Raw genomic sequence first — 20,227 nt, forward strand, 5'->3', positions numbered from 1 at the left:
GCCCCTAGGGCATGGTGGTTTTGGGCATAGACCCCGGCATCACCCATCTGGGCCTGGGGGTGGTGGAGGTGGAGCCCAAGGGAAGCCTCAAGGCCCGTCTCCTCCACGGGGAGGTGGTGAAGACCTCCCATAAGGAACCCCCCCAGGAACGGGTGGGGCGCATCCACGCCCGGGTAAAGGAGGCCCTCCTTCGCTTCCACCCCCAAGCCTTGGCGGTGGAGGAGCAGTACTTCTACCGGCAAAACGAGCTGGCCTACAAGGTGGGCTGGGCTTTGGGGGCGGTGTTGGTGGCGGCCTTTGAGGCCGGGGTTCCCGTCTACGCCTATGGCCCCATGCAGGTGAAGCAGGCCCTGGCCGGACATGGGCATGCGGGCAAGGAGGAGGTGGCCCTGATGGTGCGGGGCATCCTAGGCCTCAAGGAGGCCCCCAAACCCAGCCACCTGGCGGATGCCCTGGCCATCGCCTTAACCCATGCCTTTTACGCCAGGATGGGAGCCGCTAAATCCCTTTAATACCCCACATCCGAAGAATCATAGCAACAGAGAATCATATCGGGCACCGAGATGCCAAGGTGCACCCGAGACAACAAATCCTCTGTAGCTTGGACCCACTTGACCCTTGCCGCCAGGAACTAAGCTGCCTGGCGAGGTGAAAGCATGAAAAGGTTTTTCTTGTTGTTGGCGGCAGTGGTAGGTAGCCTGGGCTTGGCCCAGGGGGCTATGGTGCGGGTGGCCCACCTCTCCCCAGACGCCCCAGCGGTGGATGTGCTGGTGAACGGCCAGCGGGCCATCACCAACCTGGCCTTTAAAGAGGTGACCCCCTACCTTCCCCTGCCCGCAGCCCGGGTCCGGGTCCAGGTGGTCCCCGCAGGACAGGATGCCCCTGTGGTAATAGACGCCGAGCTGGACCTCCGGGAGGGCATCTACTACACCGTGGCGGCCACGGGCTTCTTGGCCAACCTCCGCCCCCAGGTGTACACCGACGCCCTGGCCGGTCTCTTCCCCCGGGCCGGCTTTGCCCGGGTACGGGTGGTTCACACCTCGCCTGACGCCCCTGCGGTGGACGTAGCGGTCAAGGGAGGACCCGTCCTTTTCCCCAACCTGCCCTTCCCCCGGGCCAGCCAGTACCTGGTGGTGGCCGCCGGCAGCTATGACCTCGAGGTCCGGGTAGCCGGCACCGACACCGTGGCCTTGGCCCTCCCTGGGGTCGTCCTGGAAAGCGGGAAAACCTACACCGTCTTCGCCGTGGGTAGCGTAGGGGCAGGCACCCTCACCGTGGTTCCGGTGGTGGACGTGGCCGCCCTTGGGGGGAACCGCTAGCTAGGTTATGGCCGCCGCCCCCTCTTTTGGGGGCGGGCCTTTTCCCATCCATGGCCGCACCCCCTCTTCCCGCTTGGGTTTTCCCCCTCCTGGCCTGTCCCCGATGCCAAAGCCCTTTGGAGCCAGGCCCCCGGGTAGCTTGCCCCGGCTGCGGAAAGATCTTCCCCTATCGCCACGGCTTCCTAGACCTGAGAGAGGGTCGGGAAAGACCCCACCTCCAGGCCGTCAACCGGCTTCGCCTCACCGCAGAGCTCTACGACCTCTGGCGGATGCAGTCCACAGGGTTTCTCTCCCGGGGCAGGCTCTCCCTAGAGGAGGAGCTTGAGCGGCTAAGGGGGTGGCTCTTGCCCACGGGGGGGCCCTTCCTGGACGTGGGCACCGGGACGGGCCTCTACCGGGAGGCCCTGGGCGAAGAGGCCATAGGCCTGGACCCCTCCCCTGCCTTCCTGCAGGTGGCCCAAAGGAGGCGCCCTGGGCCCTATCTGCTGGCCCACGGCGAGGCTTTGCCCTTTCGTACAGGGGCCTTTGGTGGGGTTGCCATCGGTCCCACCTGGAACGAGTTTTACGACCCCCAAAAGGCCCTTTCCCAAACCCGCCGGGTCCTCCGGCCAGGGGGAAGGCTATTGGGCATGCTCCTTTTGGGTCCCGGGCCCTCCCTTGGGCTCTGGAGACCACCTCCAGAAGACTTTTTGCGCTTCTTACGCAAAGAAGGCTTTCACGGCCAGTTGGAAACCCATGGCGCCCTCGGGGTGGTCTTGGCCGAGGCCCCTTGACCTGTGGCCCAGGGTTCTGTGGCCTTCCGTTCTAAGGGGAAAATAGGGTTGTGCGCACGCTTTCCCTTCTTCTTGCCTTTTCCTTGGCCCTGGCCCAGGAGTACATCCCCCTCCCCGGGGCGGACACGGGCCATGGGCCCTTGGACCGAAGCTATGCCCTGGTCTACCGGGCGGAAAGGCCCCAGGCGGTCCTCCTCCTGGTGCCCGGCCTCCTTGGGGGAAGCACCAACTTCGCCCTTCTGGCCGAGCGCCTTCGCGGGCTTCAGCCGGGCCTCGAGGTCTGGGCCTGGGAGAGGCGGGCCAACGGCCTGGAGGACCGGCGGGGTTTCCTCCAGGAGGACCCGCTGGCCTACTACCGGTCCTTGGCCGAGCCCGACCTGAGCCCCTTGCGCCACTGGGGCTTGGAGGTCCACCTGAAGGACCTGGATCTGGCGGTGGAGGCGGCCCGCAAGCGGGCCCCCGTGGTCCTGGCGGGCCACTCCCTGGGGGCCAGCCTGGCCACCCTTTACGCCTGGGCCCACGGGGAGAAGCTCTCGGGCTTGGTGCTTCTGGACGGCAGTCTGACCCCTACCCCTCTTTCCCAAGAGGCCTTCTGGGAGGGAACCACCACCCCCTTTGGCCCCCTGCCAGGCCTGAAGGCTCTCCTCTCGGGCCAGGCGGACCCGGCCTTCCGCCTCCCCTTCCTCTCCCCCAAGGACCTAGCCCTGGCGGAGGCCGAAGCCTTTTTGGCCGCCCGAAACCCCCTGGAACCCGTCCCCTTAGGACCCTACCGGGCCACCCGGGAGGCAAGGGCGCTCTTACGGGTGGACGACCACTATAGCCTCTTCCCCATCTTCAGCGTTAGCGCGGGCCGGGCCTGGGCCCGGGAAGGCCTAAGCCTCCTGGGGCTCCTCCAGGGAAGGGTGGTCTACACGGTGCGGGGGCCCAGGGGCAGGGTAGTGGAGTGGCGGGACACGGGGGAGGCCACGGACCCCCAGGAGTTCCTCAGGAACTTCGCCTTCCCCGAAACGGGCTTTTCCGAGTGGTACTTCCCCTACCGCCTCCTCCTGGAAATCGCAGGGTACCCCCATACGGGCCTGGGCCTAGCCCCCAGGCCCGTACCCTACCCCATTCTGGCCCTGGGGGCAGGGAGGGGGCTCGTCCCTAAGGCCCAGGATTTCCCCCTGGAGGAACACTTCCCTGGAACCCAGGGGGAGGCGGCCATTTTGGAGGGGCTCACCCACCTGGACCTTCTCACGGAGCGGGAAGGCCGCACGGCCAGGGCCCTCCTGGCCTACTTAAGGAGGCTAGGGCTTCCCTAAGCCCAAGGTAGGCCAAGGCCAGGCGGGCAGCCCGCAGGCCAGAAAGGGCCACCCCGGGGATCCCCTGCCCCGGGAATACCCCTTCCCCTACCCGGAAGGCGTTCTCTAGGACCCGCACCCGGGGAAACCGGAAGGGATGGGTCTGGGGATGGCCTCCCACCCAGGCCCGCCCAGCGAAGCGGCGGTAGGTGAGGGGGGTAGCGGCGAAGAGGAGTTCGGCCTCCCCAAGCCCCTCCAACAGGGCCTCCCCCAAGGCCAGGGCCCTCCTTTGCCAGCGGGCCTTAAGCCTTTGGTACTCCTCCCGGGAAAGCCCCTGCCAAAGGGCTAAGGGGGTGTGCAAGGAGAGGGAAAAGACCGTCTTTTCCCCTTCTGGACGCAAGGAGAGGAAGGCAAAGGGCTTTTCCCGGGCGTTTTGCCGATAAAAGGGCGGGCCTGCCCTAAAGGGAAGGACCCCATAGAGCACAAACGCCCCCCAACCGTCCTGGGGTATGCGCTCTGGCAAACCCAAAAGGGGCTCCGGGGGGAGGTTTAACAGGAAAACATCCCCCCTCACCACCTCCTTTTCCCCCTTGCGCCGACCCCCGTAGGCCACCTCCACCCCCACCGCCTTGCCGCCCTCCCGTTGCAGCCTCTGGACCCGGGCTCGGTAGCGCACCTCGAGGCCCTCCGCCAAGGCCTCCGCCACCCGGCCAAGGCCCCCAGGCACCAGGGCCGGACCCAGGTGGGGCAGGTCCAGGGCCATGGCGGCATAGAGGGCATAGGCATCAGCTGTCTGGGCGCTGATGAGAAGCTGGGCCTCGAGGAAGCGCCGAAAACCGGGGTGGCCAGGCGCCCGCCTGGAGGCCTTTAGGAAGAGATCGGCAATCAGGGGAAGGAGCCCCGGAATCCGCCCCGCCAAGGCCAGGACCTCCTCCCGCTCCGGCGGCCAGGGGAGCCACGGGGCAAGGGCAAGAAGCCTCCTCGCCCGGTCCTCCTGCCACGCCCAAAAGGCCAGAACCTCGCGGCCAAAGGCCTCGGCCTGAACCGCCCTCTCCTCCTCCCGTCCCACGGGGCGCACCACCCTTCCCTGGGGCAAAAGGACCTCCAGGAGGGGAAAACCCTGGAGCACGGGTTCCACTGGCCACCTGATCCCCAAAAGGCGGCCTAACCCATCCAAGGGGGCTCCCGGGGCCAGGCCGGTAAGCAGGGTGGCTCCCGCCTCAAAACGGTGGCCCCGGTGGTAAAAGCTTCCCGCCAGGCCCCCAGGGTAGGTGTGGGCCTCCAGGACCACCACCTCGAGGCCCGCCCTCTGGAGAAGCCGGGCGGCCACCAGACCACCAATCCCTGCGCCCACCACCACAGCCCGCATGCCCTAAAGCCTAGGGTCTAGTCCGCAGAAACACCTTGGTCCAGCTCATGGTGAACGCTTCTCTGGCGCCCATTCCCTTCCGGCATACACCTTCCTGGGAACAGCCCCCGTAAACTCAGCCCATGACCGTGCTAGTTACCGGCGCTACGGGGTACGTGGGCGGTAGGCTGGTGCCCCGGCTCTTGGAAGGGGGGTGCCGGGTAAGGGTTTTGGTCCGTAACCCCTCCCGCCTTCTAGGCCGGGCCTGGGCGGAAAGGGTGGAGGTGGTGCGGGGGGATTTAGGGAACCTCGAGGACCTCCGCCGGGCCCTTCGCGGCGTAGACACCGCCTACTACTTGGTGCACGCCATGCTCTCGGAGGAGCCCTTTGGCCAGGCGGAGGAACGCCAGGCCTTGGCCTTTGCCCAGGTGGCCAAGGAAGAGGGCCTGGCCCACGTGGTCTACCTAGGGGGCCTCCTGCCTCGAGGGGGCCAGCCCTCCCCCCATCTGCGGAGCCGGGCCCGGGTGGGTGAAATCCTTAGGGCGCACATACCCACCACGGAGTTTCGCGCAGGTCCCATCGTGGGCTCGGGCTCCGCCAGCTTTGAGATGGTCCGCTACCTTACGGAGCGCCTACCGGTGATGGTGGCACCCCGCTGGATCCTAAACCCCGTCAGCCCCATCGCCATCCGGGATGTCCTTTCCTACCTGGTGCTTGCCCTTAGGCGGGAACCCATGGGGGTGGTGGAGATCGGGGCCCCCCCCTTGAGCTTCAAGGGGATGATGGAAACCTACGCTATGGTGCGGGGCCTTAGGCGGCTGATCCTGCCCATACCGGTTCTGACCCCTAGACTGGCTGCCCTTTGGGTGGGCCTGGTCACCCCCATCCCCAACCGCTTGGCCCTTCCCTTAGTGGAAGGGATTCTCTACCCCTTGGTGGCGGACACCCGCAGGGCGCAGGACCTTTTCCCCGAGGTAAAGCCCCTCCCCTACCGGAAGGCGGTGGAGCTGGCCCTGGAGCGCACCACCCTGGGGGAGGTGGAGACCCGGTGGTCGGGGGCCCTTTTCGGCCAGGAGTTCCTCCTTGAGGACCGCGAAGGGATCATCCGGGAGGTGCGAAGCCTCTCCGGCAGGGCCAGCCCCGAACTGCTCTTCCAAACCTTCTCCGGACTAGGAGGTGAGAGGGGATGGCTCGTCTGGAACTGGGCCTGGGCAGTTCGGGGGCTTTTGGATCGCCTTTTGGGAGGGCCTGGCCTCCGCCGTGGCCGCCGCCATCCCCAACAGCTTCTCCCCGGGGACGCGGTGGACTTCTGGCGGGTGGAGCGGCTAGAACCCCCTCGGCTTTTGCGCCTGCGGGCGGAGATGCGCCTGCCGGGAAGGGCCTGGTTGGAGTGGCAGGCCCTGGAGGAGGATGGGGGAAGCTGCCTGGTCCAGACCGCCTACTTTGAGCCCTTGGGCCTCACGGGATTCCTCTACTGGTGGCTGCTCTACCCCATCCATGCCCGCATGTTCAGCGACCTGGCACGGGCCATCGTTCGGGAAGCCGAGGCCGCCTCAGCCAAGCCTCCATGGTGAGGGCATGGGGCAGGGTAAGGGCGTACACCGCGGCCATATAGACGGCCAGGGGGTCTTGGAACCGAGGATAAAGGGCCAAGGCTAATAGGAGCCCTCCCAGGGTAGCCACGTACACCGCCAGCCAATCTTTTCCATGCACCCCCACCAGGCGCAGGCTGTCCCAACTGTGCTGGAGGAGGAAGTAACCCGCCAGGGCAGCATAAGGATGCGCCAGGAAGGCCACCAGGCATAGGAGAAGGGTATCGGCCGCCTGGGGCCAGGGGGGACGGCGCCAAAGGGCCCCTAGACCCAAAAGGGCCCACAGGGCGAGGGCCAGGCCCGGAGGCATGGCAAAACCCGGGGCAAACGCCTGCAGGAAGGGGAGTATCCTCTCCTGATGGAAGAGGAAGGGGAAGAGGAGCACCGTCCCCGCCCGCCAGTAGCCCAAGGGCCCCTTAGCCTCCACCCTACCCCAGTGGAAAAGGGCCAGGGTCAGGAAAACCGCCAAGCCCAAAGGGGGTAGGAAGAGAAGGAGGCCCAGGGCAAGCCCCGCCACCAAGAGGTAGAGGGCCAGGAAACCGCCCAGGGGCCACCTTAGCCTATGGGCCACCAGCACGTCGGCTGCGCCGTGGGGAAGGCCCAACACCACCGCCGAAAGGAGCAATAGCCCTAGGGCCCACCCCTCGGGCAGGAAAACCAGGGGCAGGAGAAAGGCCGAACGCATGGTACCACCTCCCTAACCCCTCCACTTTCCCACCGCCCTTCCCCTGGGGGTGTAGCCAGCTGAACAGTTCCTGTCCAAGTGTTGTCTAGGGAAAGGTCAGGTCCGGGACGGGGTGTTTAAGTGAAACTGGCTAGCCCCAGGTGGGTGGGCTTTCAGAGAGGAGGTTACCCTATGGTTCAGCCAGACCTCACATTCGGGCAGTACTGGTTGGTGTTCAACACCCTCTCCCTCACCATCGCCGCGATGGGCGCGGCGGCCGCGTTCTTCATCCTGGCCCGTAGTTACGTGGCCCCCAGGTACCACATCGCCCTTTACCTTTCCACACTGATTACCCTCGTCGCCGGTTACCATTACCTGCGCATCTTCGAGAGCTGGGTAGGGGCGTACCAGCTGGTGGATGGGGTCTACCGGTTTTCCGGGAAACCCTTTAATGACTTCTACCGCTACGCCGACTGGCTCGTCACCGTTCCCCTGCTCCTTTTGGAGCTCATCCTGGTCCTGGGGCTTTCGGCCGCCCGCACCTGGAACTTGAGCATCAAGCTGGTGGTGGCCTCCGTGCTGATGCTGGGGCTGGGCTATGTGGGCGAGGTAAACACGGAGCTCGGGCCCAGGACCCTTTGGGGAGCCCTGTCCTCCATCCCCTTCTTCTACATCCTCTACGTGCTCTGGGTAGAGCTGTCCCAGGCCATTAAGGAGGGTAAGTACGGGCCCCGGGTGCTGGAGCTCCTGAACGCCACCCGCTTCGTCCTTCTGATGTCCTGGGGCTTCTACCCCATTGCCTATGCCCTGGGCACCTGGCTTCCGGGCGGGGCCGGGCAGGAGGTGGCCATCCAGGTGGGCTACAGCCTGGCGGACCTCATCGCTAAGCCCATTTACGGCCTCCTGGTCTTCGCCATAGCCCGGGCCAAGAGCCTGGAGGAGGGCTTCGAGGTAGGGGCCAAGGCTGCATAGCCATTCCGACCCAACCCACCTGGGGGCCTTGGCCCCGTTTCTTTTTCAGGGAAACACGCCGCACAGAAAGGTCAGGTGAAAAGAGCATGCGCACCCTCATCCTGGGAGCTACAGGCGGGTTGGGAAGCGCCTTGGCCCTGGCCCTAAAGGGGCAGGAACTCCTCCTCTCGGGGCGTAGGGCGGCGGAGCTAAGGGCCTTGGCGGAGAAGGTGGGGGGCCAGGCCCTGCCTGCAGACCTGAAAGACGAGCTGGAGGCCAAGGCCCTCCTGGAGGAGGCGGGCGAGCTGGACCTAGCCTTCCACGCCGTGGGCTCGGTGGCCCGGGGATCCCTGCGGGAGGCCGAACGGAAGGCGGTGGAAAGCCTCCTGGAGGACCACCTCCTCTCCGCCCTTTTCCTCCTCAAGTACGGCCGCTTCCGCCCGGGGGCCCGGCTGGTCTTCTTCGGGGCCTATCCCCGCTACGTCCAGGTACCCGGGTTTGCCGCCTACGCCGCCGCCAAAGGGGCCTTGGAATGGTATCTGGAGGCGGCGCGGAAGGAGCTCAGGCGGGAGGGGGTCCGGCTGGTCCTGGTGCGGCTTCCCGCGGTGGCCACAGGTCTTTGGGCCCCCTTGGGTGGTCCTCCGAAGGGTGCCCTGTCCCCAGAGGAAGCTGCCCGTAAGGTGCTGGAGGGGGTCCTTCAGGAACCGCCTCCGGAGGTCCTGGAGGTCTAGATGGCAAAGGCGCCCTACCGGTCCTTCTTCTACCCCATGCACCTGGCCCTCCTTTCCGTGGGGGAAAACTTCATGCCCCTTGCCTGGTGGACCCCGGTTTCCAAAGAACCTTTCCGCTTCCTCTTCGCCATGGACCGCAAAAACCACACCCTCTCCCTGCTCAGGGAGCTCGAGGAAGCGGCCCTCTCCTTCCTCCCTTGGGAGGAACGGGAATGGGTGGTGCGCTCTGGCTACCTCTCAGGCCGCAGGGTGCGCAAGGCGGATAGGCTCTGCGTGGCCCTGCGAAAGGCCCGGAGGCTGGAGCGCACTTGGGTTCCGGAAAAGGCCTTGGCCGTTTACGAGATGAAGGTGCAGGAGTGGCCCTTGGAGGGGGACCATGCCCTCTTCCTGGGAGATGTGCTCCACGTGGAGGGGAGCCCCAAGGCCAAGGGGAGGCCCATCCTCTTCCTGGGCTTTCGGGACTACGCCACCACGGGGGAAACCTGGAGGTTTAGACCATGAGGAGGCTTTTGCCCTTTCTCCTACCCCTTCTCGCCTGGGCACAGGCACCCTATGGGGTGATGGGAGAGGTACGTTACCGGGGGTACTACCCTTTGGGAAGCTGGGAGGGGAGGAACCCCACCGCTAGGGGTGAGGTGCTTTGGGATGGGGAGCAGGCTAAGGGACAGGTCTGCCTGGAGCAAAGGGCCTGGGATTCGGGAAACGAGGAGAGGGACAAGAAGGCCCGGGAGATCCTAAGGGCTGAGGCCTTTCCCCTAGCCTGCCTCTACCCGAAACGGGCGGGCTTCCAGGGAGCCCGTTTTGTGGTGGAGGGGGAACTGGAGATGGTAGGCAAAAGGCTTCCCGTGCGCCTGGAGGGGGTCTTGGAGGGGAGGCCAGAAAACGGGAAGTTCCAGGGGGCCTTCCGCACCCGTTTCTCCGACTGGGGCTTGGAAAGGCCCCGTTTCCTCTTCCTGGAGGTGCGGGACGAGGTGGAGGTCTTCGTGGAGGCTAGGGTAAAGCGATGATCGGCCTCGGCTACCCTTGCGAGAACCTGACCCTGAAGGCCAGCACCAACCACACCCTGCGCCTGGCCTCCTTGGAAGAGGACCGGGTGCGGGCCAAGGTGGCCCAAAACCTAGAGGACCTGGAGCGCATCCTGCGCTGGAACTATCAGAAGGGCTTCCGCCTCTTCCGCATTGGGCAGCACCTCATCCCCTTTGCCTCGCACCCCCGCTTCCCCTACAACTGGGAAAGGGTCCATGGAGAAGCGCTTACCCGCCTGGGAAGCCTCGCCAGGGCCTTGGGCCAACGCCTCTCCTTCCACCCCGGACAGTACGTGAACCTGGGAAGCCCAGATCCAAGGGTGGTAGAGCGCTCCCTGGCGGAACTCCGCTACTCGGCCCAGGTCCTAGACCTCCTCCAGGCCCGCGATGGGGTATTGGTGGTTCACCTGGGCGGGGTCTACGGGGACCGGGAGGGCACCCTGCGCCGCTTTGTGGAAAACCTTAAGGGGGAAAGGGAAATCCTTGGCTTTTTGGCCTTGGAAAACGACGAACGGTTTTGGGGGATAGAGGAAGCCTTGCGGGCGGCCGAGGCCCTGGGGGTGTCGGTGGTGGTGGACACCCTCCACCACGCCCTAAATCCGGGGCGGCTTTCCCTGGAGGAAGCCCTGCGGCTAGCCTTCGCCACCTGGAAGGGGAGGCCCAAGGTTCACCTCTCCAGCCAGGACCCCAAAAAGCGCCCGGGGGCCCACGCCTTTCAGGTAGAGGAGGAGGATTGGGAAAGGCTCCTCCAAGCCCTTCCCCAGCCCGCCCACGTGATGGTGGAGGCCAAGGGCAAGGAGCAGGGCCTCCCTCCCGGGGCAGAGGCCTTTCTTCGGGGCAAGGCGCCAGAGCTATCCCCGCAACCAACCCCTTTTGACCGCATACCGTAGGAGGTCGCTTCGGCTTTTCAGCCCCAGCTTCTCCATGCCTCGCTCGCGGTAGGTGGCCACGGTTTTCTCTGGGAAGTCACGGGTGAAAGTCAGTATATACCCTTGACTTTTATAGGCTCATGGGTACCATAAAAGGCATGAACCGCACCCAACCCGCCCAACCCCTGTACCTGGGCCTTTTTCTCCTACCCGCCTTGGGCCTTTCCTACGCCATTTGGCTGGCCTCCGGCTCCAGGCTGGTCCTGGCCTTCTGGGTAGCCATCCTCCTCGGCCTGGCCCTCTTCCACGCCAAGTTCGGCTTCGCCTCGGGGTTCCGCCGCTTCCTCCTCACGGGGGAAAGCAGATTGTTACGGGCCCACTTCCTCCTCTTTGCCCTAACAAGCCTCCTCTTCTTCCCCTTCCTGGTTCGGGGGGAGGCCTTCGGCCAGGCGGTACAGGGCTTCCTGGTACCCTTGGGGGTGGGCCTGGCGGTGGGGGCCTTTCTCTTTGGCCTTGGTATGCAGTTGGGGGATGGCTGCGCCTCCGGTACCCTCTACCACACGGGAAGCGGGGACACGCGTGGGATCTTGGTTCTGCTGGGCTTTATGGTTGGTTCCTTGCTGGGGGTGTACCATCTTCCCTACTGGCAGACCCTGCCCGCCTGGAACCCAGGTAGCGCCCTCAACTGGTTTCCTTCCCCCTACATGGGCCTTTTCCTCTGGATCGGCCTTTTGGCCTTCCTCTACCTCCTGGTTTCCGGGGTGGAAAGGAGGCGCACGGGCCAGGTGGTACCCCTCTGGCAACGGGAAGCCACCCACCCCCTCTTCGGCCCCTGGAGCCTGGTGGCGGGTGCGGCGGTTCTGGCCCTGGGGAGCCTCCTCATCCTCCTCCTTTTGGGCCGACCCTGGGGGGTAACGGCGGCCTTCGCCCTTTGGGGAGGCAAGCTAGCCCAAGGATTGGGTATACCGGTTCTGGACTGGGCCCTTTTCCACAACCCCGTCTTCGCGGAAAAGCTTCAGCAGAGCATCCTTCAGGACCCCACCAGCGTAACCAACCTCGGGGTCTTCTTGGGGGCTTTCCTGGGAGCGGCCTTGGGTGGCGCCTTTAGCCTTCGGGACCTTCGCCAGGTGCCCTGGACCACCCACCTGGGGGTCTTCCTGGGCGGGGTACTTATGGGCTACGGGGCCCGGCTGGCCGGGGGTTGCAACATCGGGGCCTACCTGGGGGGCACCGCCTCTTTCAGCCTCCACGGTCCCCTCTGGGGCCTCTTTGCCCTCCTGGGCACGGCCCTTGGGGTGCGGCTGAGGCCGGCCTGCCGCCTGGAGAACGAGGGCGGAGCTGGAAAGAGCCTGCCTAGCACCTGAGGTACGTGGGCAGGACCTCCTCCAGGGCCTTGGGGGCCGGAAGGAGCTCCCTTAAGGCTTCGGGAAAGGGGGCGGTGTTCCCCTCCTTTAGCATCAGGTACTGGTCCAGGGTAAGGGGGGCAAAAGGGAGGCGGGATAGAAGGGGTACGGTTAGGTCCGTAAGCCACAGGGGTACGGGAAGGAAGGGCTTTTTCCGCCCCAGGACCCCCAGGCAAAGCTCCAAAAGCTCCCGGAAGGTGTACTCCTTCGGCCCCACCAGGTCAAAGGTGCCCTCGAGGCCCCCTTCCAATGCCTGGGCGAAGACCCCGGCCACATCCCCCACGTACACGGGGCGGAAGGGGAAACGGCCATCCCCAATCAGGGGCACAAAGGGTAAGGGCCCACAGATGAGGCCCCTAAGCACCTGGCCGAAGAACTCATCCCCTGGACCGAAGATCAGGCTTGGGCGGAAGATGGCGTAGCTTAGGCCGCTTTCCCGCACCAGCTCCTCCGCCTCAGCCTTGGTTTCGTAGTAGCGGCTACCCGTCCCCCGCCTGGCCCCTAGGGCCGACATGTGGAGAACCCGGTTCACCCCAGCTTGCTGCAAACCTTGCAGGAGGTTTCTTACCCCCTCCACATGGACCTGGCGGAAGGTCTGGCCCCTTTCCCGGATGATCCCCGCCAGGTAGATGGCGGCCTCTACCCCTTCTAGGTCCGGCACCTGCCGGGTAATGTCCCCCGGGAGGTGCACCGCCCCAGGGGGAAGGTGCCGGGAGGTGCGGGAGAGGACCAGGGGGGTGTGGCCCCTTTGCAGAAGGAGGGCCACCAGGTGGCGGCCCACAAATCCTGTACCCCCCACCACCAGGACCCGCATCTAGGCCGCCTCGAGGATCCCCTGGGCCTCCTGCTCCAAGGCCTTCAGGTTCAGGAGGTAAACCTTGCGGTACGCGGTGCTGATCAAGCCCTCCTGCCGCAGGTCGGAGAGAATCTTGGATACCGACTCCCGGGTGGAAGCGGTGGCATCGGCGATCTCCTCGTGGGAGGCGGTGACGAAAAGGCCCTGTTCGTCCCGGAAGGAGGCAGGAGTGTCCGCCAGAAACAGAAGGTAGCGGGCAATCCGGGCCCTGAGCTCCCCCGACTGTAGGTGGGCCTCGTAGGCCTGCACCCGCCGCATCTGCCGGGCCAGGTTGCGGGCCACCTGGTGCAGGGCTTCATGGTCCATGCCCCTGGGGTCCAATCCCTCCACCACCGCCTCGGTCATGGCCTCGGCAGCGTAGCGGTAACGCTTCCCCTCCAGGGCCTCCTCGCCAAAGTAGTCGCCGGGAAGAACGTGGCGCAGGGTAAGGGTGCGCCCGTCAGGCAAAAGCTCCACAATGCGCACCAGACCCGACTGTAGCCGATAAAGGGTATCCGCCCGGTCGCCTGCCAAAAACACCACTTCCTTACGGTTAAGCCTCTTCATGCTGCCTCCTCCAACACCTGGGGCAAGGCCTCCAGGTCCGGCACATACTGGGCCCCCAAATGCCTGGCTATCCACTCGTCTGCCCCTTGGCCTCCCAAGAACACCTTGGGGGCCAGATCCGCAAGGGCCCCTGGGGGAAGGGCCTTGAGGGGCTCCGCAAGGGAGGCGGAAAGCACCACCGCCCTAGCCCCAAGCTCCCGGGACAGGCGCTCCAGGTCGGAAAGGGGGGTATCGGGACCCAGGTACAAGGCGGGAAACCCCCGCCGCCTAAGGTAATAGGCCGCCAACATAGCCCCCAGCTCGTGCCGCTCCCCCGGGGGCGTGGTCACCAGGATGGGAGCACCCCGGGGATACCCCACCAGGTCCAAAAGCTCCTGGAGCCTAGAACGGAGGAACTGGGTGGCCAGGTGCTCCTGGGCCACGTTCACCTCCCCCCGGTGCCAACCCTCCCCCACCTCCTTAAGCACGGGCACCAAAAGCCCCCTTAGGGCCCCTTCCGGCCCCAGGAGCTTGACCCCTCGGCGGAAAAGAGCCTCAGCCCGCGGGAGGTCCGCCTGCAAAAGGGCCCCAAGAAGCTCCTTGGGGAGCCCATCGGGCCGGGACTCCTGGGCCAGGTAGCGGCGGATGGCCGCCTGGGGGGTGGCCCCCTCCTCCAGGTAACGGCGGATCACCAAAAGCGCCTCCACGTCCTCTGGCCGGTACAGGCGGTGGCCGCCTGGGGTCCTTTCCGGCTTGGGGAAGCCATACCGCCTCTCCCACTGCCGCAACACCTCTGCGGAAAGGCCGGTCATGGCCTCCACCTCGGCGATGGTGTACACCCCAGGATGGGTCATGCCCCTATCCTACCCCCTTGTACGGGTTATGTCAAGCTTATGTCTAACTCCCAACTGTAACAGGGGCAAAAGTCCCCCAAGGTTCCCGGGGAAAGGATGGAGTAGTTATGGAACCGGATTGGAAAAGCCTGGCCCGCATCCTGCGGCGCCATTCCGCCACCTTCTACTGGGGAAGCCTCCTCTTCCCCCCGGTAGAAAGGAAAGGGGCCTGGGCGGTCTATGCCGCCTGCCGGCTCGGGGATGAGGCGGTGGACGGGCCTAAAGCAGGCGAGGAGGCCCTAGAAGCCTGGTGGCAGGGGGTGGAAAGGGCCTATGGGGGAAGGCCCCGGGCCGAGTGGGAAAGGGGCCTGGCCTGGGCCCTGGAGCGCTGGCCCATTCCCTTGGAGGCCTTCTGGCACATGCGGGAGGGCTTCGCCTTGGACTTGGGGCCCGTGCGCCTGGGGACGGAGGAGGAGCTTTTACGCTACTGCTACCAGGTGGCGGGGACCGTGGGCCGGATGATGGCCCCCATCGCCGGAGGCGGCCCAGAGGTGGAGGAAAGGGCCATCCTCCTGGGCCAGGCCATGCAGCTCACCAACATCCTGCGGGACGTGGGGGAAGACCTGAGGCGGGATAGGGTCTATCTGCCAGCCGAGCTCTTAAAGCGCTTTGGCGTATCCCTGGCCCACCTGGAGGAAGGCCGGATCACCCCCGAGTACCAGAACCTGATGGCCCATCTGGAGAGCCAGGCCCGCCTCCTTTACCGGGAAGGCCTAAAGGGCCTAGGGGGTCTAAGGGTGGGCAGGGCGGCCATCGCCCTCGCCGCCTTGCAATACCAGGCCATCCTGGACAAGCTCCGGCTTTCTGGGTATGACAACCTCCGCCAAAGGGCCCACCTGGAGCCCTGGGAACGGCTTTGGCTTCTGCCCAAGGCCTTAAGGATCTCCCGCAACGGTCCGCTGACTACAGTCAGCTAGCCCCTCCCATAGGTAACTTGGCGCCATGCTCCTCGTGTGGCACCGTGCCGACCTGAGGCTTGCCGACCACCCCGCCCTTTGGGAAGCCCTAACCCAAGGACCCGTGGTGGGCCTGGTGGTCCTGGACCCCAACAACCTAAAGACCTCGCCCCGCCGCCGGGCCTGGTTTTTGGAAAACGTCCGCGCCCTCAGGGAGGGGTACCAGGGGCGGGGAGGAAGCCTTTGGGTTATGGAGGGCTACCCTTGGGAGCGGGTACCGGAGGCGGTGAAAAAGCTTCGGGCCAAGGGAGTCTACGCCCTCAAGGCCTACACCCCCTACGGCCGGTACCGGGATGGGCGGGTAAAGGAGGCCCTCCCCGTCCCCTTGCACCTTCTGCCCGCTCCCCACCTGGTCCCCCCAGACATGCCCAGGCCCTACCGGGTCTACACTCCCTTCAGCCGCCAGTTCCGAGGGACAGACCCTCCCTTGCCGGCCCCCGACGCCCTGCCCCAGGCCCCAGAGGAGGGGGAGATTCCCAAGGAGGAGGCGGGCATCCCCCTTCCCGAACCCGGGGAAGAAGCCGCCTGGCAGAGGTTGCGCCTCTTCTTGGAGAAAGGGATTGCGGAGTACCACCTGAAGCGGGACCGGCTGGATGGGGAGGGGGGCTCGAGGCTCTCCCCCTACTTTACCCTGGGGGTCCTCTCCCCCCGGCAGGCCGCCTGGGAAGCCTTGAGGATAGGCGGAGAGGGGGCGAAAACGTGGGTTTCCGAGCTCCTTTGGCGGGACTTCTCCTACCACCTCCTCTACCACTTTCCCCAGATGCAGGAAAAGCCCCTAGACCCCCGGTTCGCCGCCTTCCCTTGGCAGGAGGACGAGGGGCTTTTCCAAGCCTGGCTTTTGGGAAAGACCGGGGTGCCCTTGGTGGACGCCGCCATGCGGGAGCTATGGGCCACGGGCTTCCTCTCCAACCGGGCGCGGATGTGCGTGGCCCAGTTCGCCGTGAAGTACCTCCTTCTCCCCTGGAAACGGGCCGAAAGGGCCTTTAAGGAACTCCTTCTGGATGGGGATACCCCGCAAAACCTCCAGGGATGGCAGTGGGCGGGGGGCTTAGGGGTGGACGCGGCCCCCTATTTCCGGGTCTTCAACCTGGTGGAGCAGGGAAAGCGGCACGACCCCGAGGGAAGCTGGCTGAAGGGTTTTGCCCCCGAGTACCCCTCTTACGAGCCAAAGGACCCCGTGGTGGACCTGGTGGAGGCGCGAAGGCGGTACCTGGCCCTCGCCCAGGGCGCACCAAGGTAGCCAGGGCCACAGGACGGGGCCCCTTGCCCGTGGTAACCTCAGCCCATGTTCAAGGTAAGCCACCCGGAAAAGGCCCTTAGGGCGATACGCATCCTCCGCTACGGCCTTTCCCTGTTGTTTTTGGCCTTGGCCCTGGTCCGCCCCGAAACCCTCCTCTTCCTGGGCCTGGCCCTTTTGGCCTTCCTCATGGCCCGCACGGACTACTGCCCCCTCATCCGCCGCCCATGACCGCCACCCTGGACCTAAGGCGGTCCCTTCCCGACCTCAGGGGGCTTCGGGATGACCCCCTAGGCACCCTCCTCCGCTGGGGCCGGGAGCACTCTAGGCTCCGCCTTCCCCTACCGGGGATGCCCCTCCATCTGGTGTTCGATCCGGAAGGGGTGGAGAGGGTCCTTCACGGCACCGACAACAAGGCCACCTTCCAGTACCAGGAGCTTGCCCGCCTCACGGGAAAGGGCCTCCTCACCGACTGGGGGGAGGCGTACAGGGAGGCACGAAGGGCGCTCAAAGACCCCTTCCTCCCCCGAAGCGTAGCGGGGTACCGGCCCCTCCTGGAGGAGGAGGCGGAAGCCTTTTTCGCCTCCTGGCGGGCAGGGGAAAGGCGGGAGCTGGACCATGAAATGCTGGCCCTCTCCTTGCGCTTTTTGGGCCGGGCCCTTTGGGGAAGGCCCCTTCCCGAGAGGATCGCCACCCTGGCCCTCTCTGCCTTGGAGCGCATCATAGAGCGCATGCAAAACCCCCTTGCCCGCCTCAATCCCCTGGCGGAGTGGCGCTTCCAAAGGGTGCGCCAGGCCCTGTTGGCGGAGGCGGAGGGGCTCATCGCCGAACCCCCCCTCAGCGCCCTCCCCCGAACGAGGGCCCTGGCGGAGGCCGTCACCCTCCTGGTGGCCGGCCACGAGACCACGGCCAGCGCCCTCACCTGGAGCCTTTACCTCCTCTCCCAAAGGCCCGACTGGCAGGAAAAGGTGGCCCAAAGCGAGGCCCACGCCCTGGCGGCCTTCCAGGAGGCCTTGCGCCTATACCCGCCCGCATGGATCCTCACCCGCAAGGTGGAGGCCCCCCTGGACCTGGGAGAGGAGGCCATCCCTACAGGAAGCACCGCCCTCCTCTCCCCCTATGTGACCCACCACCTCTACTTCCCAGACGGCGAGGCCTTCTTGCCCGAGCGCTTCCTCCAGGAAAAGGGCCTTCCCAGCGGGCGCTACTTCCCCTTCGGCCTGGGGAGGAGGCTTTGCCTGGGGCGGGATTTCGCCCTCTTGGAAGGCCCCGTGGCCCTTATGGCCTTTTTCCGGCGCTTTCGCCTCCGCCCTCTTCCCGAACCCCCCGTGCACGCCGGGGTCACCCTGAGGCCCAAGGGGGGGCTTTGGGTTACCTTGGAAGGGGTATGACCTACCTCCAGTTCCACCTGGCCTTCCTCCTCCCGCCCCTCCTCATCCTCCTCCTTCTTGCTAGACCTAGACCCCCGAGGCTTTGGGCCTACCTCCTCATGCCCCTCATCGCCTTGGTCTACACCACCCCTTGGGACAACTACCTGGTGTGGAAGGGGGTATGGGGGTACCCCGAGGGGCGGGTCCTCCTGCACATCGGCTACGTTCCCCTCGAGGAATACCTCTTCTTCCTCCTCCAGCCCCTCCTGACCGGGGCCCTGCTCCTCAGGCTGGCCGGGGCACCCCCCCCGGCGGGGCCGGGGCTTGCCCGGGTGGTGGGCGGAGGGGTCTGGCTCCTGGTGACCGCCTTAGGGGTGCTCCTCCTGGCCTTGGGAGGGAAGTTTCTCTATCTGGGCCTCATCTTGGCCTACTTCTCCCCCGTCTTCCTCCTGCAGTGGGCCTTTGCAGGGGATCTCCTGGTGGCTTGGTGGAAACCCCTTGGGCTTGGGGTGGCCTTACCCACCCTTTACCTTTGGGGAGCGGACCACTTCGCCATCGCCCAGGAAGGGATATGGTGGATTTCCGAGGCCTATATCCTAGGGCTAAAGGCCTGGGGCCTGCCCCTGGAGGAGATGATCTTCTTCCTCTTCACCAACCTGGCCGTGGTCCAAGGGCTTCTGCTGGCCTGGCACCCCGAGGCCTTAAGGCGCCTGCGATGAGGCTAGAACCAGAGCGCCCCTTCGCCCGCCTCCTCAAGGGGGTGGTGGAAGCCCTCCTCCTCCAAAGCCTCAAGGGAAGCCTCAGGGGGGTATACCTCCAAGGGGAGCTCCCCTCCTCTCCCCTGGTCCTGGCCATGAACCACCACAGCTTCTACGACGGGCACCTGGTCTGGCTCCTGGGGCGGCTTGCGGGGAAGCCCGCTAGCCTTCTGGTGGCGGAGGAAAACCTAAAGGCCTTCCCCATCCTCTCCCTGGTGGGGGCCTTGGAGGCCAGCCGGGTGCGGGAGGCTCTTAGGCGGCTTAGGCGGGGGGAGTGGGTGGCGGTCTTTCCCGAGGGGGTTATGCGCTACCCTGGCCCTCTGGGCCCCGTGCTCCCCGGAGCCTGTTGGTTGGCAGAGAGGGCCCAGGTGCCCCTCCTCCCCGTGGCGGCCCGGGTGGTCCTCCGGGGCTTTGAGCACCCTGAGGCCTTTCTCTGGGTGGGGGAGCCTCTGCCTTTGGATGCCCGCCTCGAGGAGGGTCTCGGCCTCCTCCTCCACCGGTTGGACCAGCTTTTGGGGAGCACCCACCCCCGCCAGGTGCCGGAGGGATTCCGGGAGGTGCTCAAGGGGCGGAGGAGCCTGGAGGAAAGGGTGCGCCCCTGGGTGGAGGCCCTGAAGCGGCTATGAGCCCTTTCCAGGCCTTTGACTTTTTCTTCGGCGTCCTCCTCTTCCTCCTCCTGCGCTGGCTGGCCCTCCTCCACAACCTCCTATCCTTCCCCCGCCTTAAGCCCCTTCCTACCCCCCATAGGCCCACCGCCTCCATCCTGGTTCCGGCCCGCAACGAGGCGGAAAACCTCCGCCGTAGCCTCCCAAGCCTCCTTAGGCAGGGAGCCCTCGAGGTCCTGGTCCTAGACGACCTCTCCCAAGACGGCACCCCCCAGGTGGCGCAGGCCCTAGGCCAGGGCCACCCCTCCTTCCGCCTCCTCCCTGGCACCCCCCCACCCCCCGGCTGGAAGGGGAAGAACTGGGCCTGCTGGCAACTGGCAAAGGAGGCCAAGGGGGAGGTGCTGGTCTTCACCGACGCCGACGTGGTCTGGGAGGAGGGGGCCTTGGGGGGGCTCTTGGCGGGCCTTTCTGACAGGCCCCTCCTCTCCGCCCTGCCCCGGCAGGAGGTGGAGGGCCTAGGCGCGGGGATCCTGGTCCCCTTCGTCATGGGGGGGCTTTTCTCCTTCCTCCCCCATCCCCTCCTGGAGCGCCTCCGGGTGGCCAACGGCCAGGTTTTGGCCTTCCGCCGGGAGGCCTACTTCGCCTTTGGCGGGCACGAGGCGGTGAAGGGCGAGGTGCTGGAGGACGTGGCCTTGGCCCGGAAGGCCAAAGCCTACCGCCTGGCCTTGGGCACAGGGCTATTCCGGGTGCGCATGTACCAAAGTTACCGGGAGGTGCTGGAGGGTTTTGGCAAGAACTTCCTGGACATCCACCTGAAAAACCCCGCCATCCTCCTGGGCTCCGCCTTCTACCACCTGGCCCTCTACACCTTTCCCTGGCTCTGGGGCCGGCCCGACCTGGGGCTTTTGGGCCTAGGGGAGAGGCTTCTCCTTCAGGTGGCCCTAGGTGGGCCCCTCTGGCCCGCCTTCCTCGCCCCCTTGGCCCCGGTGCTGCTCCTTCCCGTGTATCTAAAGGCCCTCCTCCCAGGAAAGCGCTGGAAAGGGAGGCCCATAGTGTAGGCGAAAACCCAGGT

At 65.9% G+C, this 20,227-nt stretch carries 23 protein-coding genes; 18 read left to right on the forward strand and 5 right to left on the reverse strand.

Translation table 11 applies throughout. From position 1 onward, the window contains the following. The first annotated feature begins 11 nt into the window (after positions 1-11). From DK874_RS06940 to DK874_RS06955, 4 genes are all read left to right on the forward strand, one after another. Entirely contained in the window at positions 12-512 is a 501-nt protein-coding gene (locus DK874_RS06940) for a crossover junction endodeoxyribonuclease RuvC (protein WP_114313301.1), read from the forward strand. 144 nt (positions 513-656) lie between these two features. Then, positions 657-1,319, forward strand: coding sequence for a DUF4397 domain-containing protein (locus DK874_RS06945; RefSeq protein ID WP_114313302.1), 663 nt, complete (start codon positions 657-659; stop codon positions 1,317-1,319). A gap of 116 nt (positions 1,320-1,435) precedes the next feature. Beyond that, positions 1,436-2,092 (forward strand): class I SAM-dependent methyltransferase, encoded by a 657-nt coding sequence (locus DK874_RS06950; protein ID WP_240307624.1) that lies wholly within the window; start codon positions 1,436-1,438, stop codon positions 2,090-2,092. 50 nt (positions 2,093-2,142) lie between these two features. Then, positions 2,143-3,393 carry an alpha/beta hydrolase gene (locus DK874_RS06955; RefSeq protein ID WP_114313304.1) on the forward strand — a complete coding sequence of 417 codons (1,251 nt, stop codon included), beginning with the start codon at positions 2,143-2,145 and terminating at the stop codon, positions 3,391-3,393. On the opposite strand, the gene DK874_RS06960 is transcribed toward DK874_RS06955, so the two are convergent. Further along, on the reverse strand, positions 3,326-4,741 hold the full coding sequence (locus DK874_RS06960) for a phytoene desaturase family protein (protein ID WP_114313305.1): 1,416 nt from the start codon (positions 4,739-4,741) through the stop codon (positions 3,326-3,328). The two genes, DK874_RS06955 and DK874_RS06960, sit on opposite strands and share 68 nt — an antisense overlap. Positions 4,742-4,863: 122 nt before the next feature. Between DK874_RS06960 and DK874_RS06965 the strand changes: the two genes are divergently transcribed. Further along, a complete protein-coding gene (locus DK874_RS06965; RefSeq protein ID WP_114313306.1) occupies positions 4,864-6,294 on the forward strand; it encodes an SDR family oxidoreductase in 1,431 nt (476 codons plus the stop codon). Here the strand turns inward: DK874_RS06965 and DK874_RS06970 are convergent. Further along, positions 6,230-6,997, reverse strand: coding sequence for a beta-carotene 15,15'-dioxygenase, Brp/Blh family (locus DK874_RS06970; protein ID WP_114313307.1), 768 nt, complete (start codon positions 6,995-6,997; stop codon positions 6,230-6,232). The genes DK874_RS06965 and DK874_RS06970 overlap by 65 nt on opposite strands. 171 nt (positions 6,998-7,168) lie before the next feature. Between DK874_RS06970 and DK874_RS06975 the strand changes: the two genes are divergently transcribed. From DK874_RS06975 to DK874_RS07005, 6 genes are all read left to right on the forward strand, one after another. Further along, a complete protein-coding gene (locus DK874_RS06975; protein WP_114313308.1) occupies positions 7,169-7,948 on the forward strand; it encodes a bacteriorhodopsin in 780 nt (259 codons plus the stop codon). Between the two features lie 86 nt (positions 7,949-8,034). Further along, on the forward strand, positions 8,035-8,658 hold the full coding sequence (locus DK874_RS06980) for an SDR family NAD(P)-dependent oxidoreductase (RefSeq protein WP_114313309.1): 624 nt from the start codon (positions 8,035-8,037) through the stop codon (positions 8,656-8,658). Beyond that, a complete protein-coding gene (locus DK874_RS06985) occupies positions 8,659-9,159 on the forward strand; it encodes a flavin reductase family protein (protein ID WP_114313310.1) in 501 nt (166 codons plus the stop codon). It abuts the gene before it with no gap. Further along, positions 9,156-9,665, forward strand: a complete 510-nt coding sequence (locus tag DK874_RS06990; protein ID WP_114313311.1) for a YceI family protein — start codon at positions 9,156-9,158, stop codon at positions 9,663-9,665. The genes DK874_RS06985 and DK874_RS06990 overlap by 4 nt, the downstream gene beginning before the upstream one ends. After that, positions 9,662-10,573, forward strand: a complete 912-nt coding sequence (gene uvsE / locus DK874_RS06995) for a UV DNA damage repair endonuclease UvsE (protein WP_114313312.1) — start codon at positions 9,662-9,664, stop codon at positions 10,571-10,573. The genes DK874_RS06990 and uvsE overlap by 4 nt, the downstream gene beginning before the upstream one ends. A gap of 137 nt (positions 10,574-10,710) precedes the next feature. Continuing rightward, positions 10,711-11,916, forward strand: coding sequence for a YeeE/YedE family protein (locus tag DK874_RS07005; protein WP_114313453.1), 1,206 nt, complete (start codon positions 10,711-10,713; stop codon positions 11,914-11,916). Here DK874_RS07005 and DK874_RS07010 read toward each other — a convergent pair. From DK874_RS07010 to carH, 3 genes are read right to left on the reverse strand one after another with little or no spacing between them, the layout of a single operon-like run. Next, entirely contained in the window at positions 11,906-12,769 is an 864-nt protein-coding gene (locus tag DK874_RS07010; protein WP_114313313.1) for a complex I NDUFA9 subunit family protein, read from the reverse strand. The two genes, DK874_RS07005 and DK874_RS07010, sit on opposite strands and share 11 nt — an antisense overlap. Continuing rightward, positions 12,770-13,357 (reverse strand): transcriptional regulator LdrP, encoded by a 588-nt coding sequence (gene ldrP / locus DK874_RS07015; RefSeq protein ID WP_114313314.1) that lies wholly within the window; start codon positions 13,355-13,357, stop codon positions 12,770-12,772. It abuts the gene before it with no gap. Next, positions 13,354-14,190 carry an HTH-type transcriptional repressor CarH gene (gene carH / locus DK874_RS07020; RefSeq protein ID WP_114313315.1) on the reverse strand — a complete coding sequence of 279 codons (837 nt, stop codon included), beginning with the start codon at positions 14,188-14,190 and terminating at the stop codon, positions 13,354-13,356. Before carH ends, ldrP begins: the two co-directional genes overlap by 4 nt. A 107-nt stretch (positions 14,191-14,297) precedes the next feature. Here carH and DK874_RS07025 point away from each other — a divergent pair, with 107 nt between their 5' ends. Genes DK874_RS07025 through DK874_RS07055 form a run of 7 tightly spaced genes read left to right on the forward strand, consistent with a single transcriptional unit; the run spans position 14,298 to position 20,213 of the window. Beyond that, the gene (locus tag DK874_RS07025) at positions 14,298-15,146 is read left to right on the forward strand and encodes a phytoene/squalene synthase family protein (protein WP_114313316.1); all 849 of its coding nucleotides are present in this window, start codon (positions 14,298-14,300) and stop codon (positions 15,144-15,146) included. Positions 15,147-15,171: 25 nt separating this feature from the next. Continuing rightward, positions 15,172-16,425, forward strand: a complete 1,254-nt coding sequence (locus DK874_RS07030) for a cryptochrome/photolyase family protein (RefSeq protein WP_114313317.1) — start codon at positions 15,172-15,174, stop codon at positions 16,423-16,425. Positions 16,426-16,470: 45 nt separating this feature from the next. After that, on the forward strand, positions 16,471-16,653 hold the full coding sequence (locus tag DK874_RS07035; RefSeq protein ID WP_114313318.1) for a hypothetical protein: 183 nt from the start codon (positions 16,471-16,473) through the stop codon (positions 16,651-16,653). Next, the gene (locus DK874_RS07040) at positions 16,650-17,813 is read left to right on the forward strand and encodes a cytochrome P450 (RefSeq protein ID WP_114313319.1); all 1,164 of its coding nucleotides are present in this window, start codon (positions 16,650-16,652) and stop codon (positions 17,811-17,813) included. Before DK874_RS07035 ends, DK874_RS07040 begins: the two co-directional genes overlap by 4 nt. Beyond that, complete coding sequence (locus DK874_RS07045) at positions 17,810-18,511, forward strand: lycopene cyclase domain-containing protein (protein ID WP_114313320.1); 702 nt, start codon at positions 17,810-17,812, stop codon at positions 18,509-18,511. The genes DK874_RS07040 and DK874_RS07045 overlap by 4 nt, the downstream gene beginning before the upstream one ends. After that, positions 18,508-19,176, forward strand: coding sequence for a lysophospholipid acyltransferase family protein (locus DK874_RS07050; protein WP_114313321.1), 669 nt, complete (start codon positions 18,508-18,510; stop codon positions 19,174-19,176). Before DK874_RS07045 ends, DK874_RS07050 begins: the two co-directional genes overlap by 4 nt. Further along, complete coding sequence (locus DK874_RS07055) at positions 19,173-20,213, forward strand: glycosyltransferase family 2 protein (protein WP_114313322.1); 1,041 nt, start codon at positions 19,173-19,175, stop codon at positions 20,211-20,213. Before DK874_RS07050 ends, DK874_RS07055 begins: the two co-directional genes overlap by 4 nt. The last annotated feature ends 14 nt before the right edge of the window (positions 20,214-20,227 follow it).

It is taken from the genome of Thermus caldifontis (genome assembly GCF_003336745.1).
GTDB classification, from domain to species: Bacteria; Deinococcota; Deinococci; order Deinococcales; family Thermaceae; genus Thermus; species Thermus caldifontis.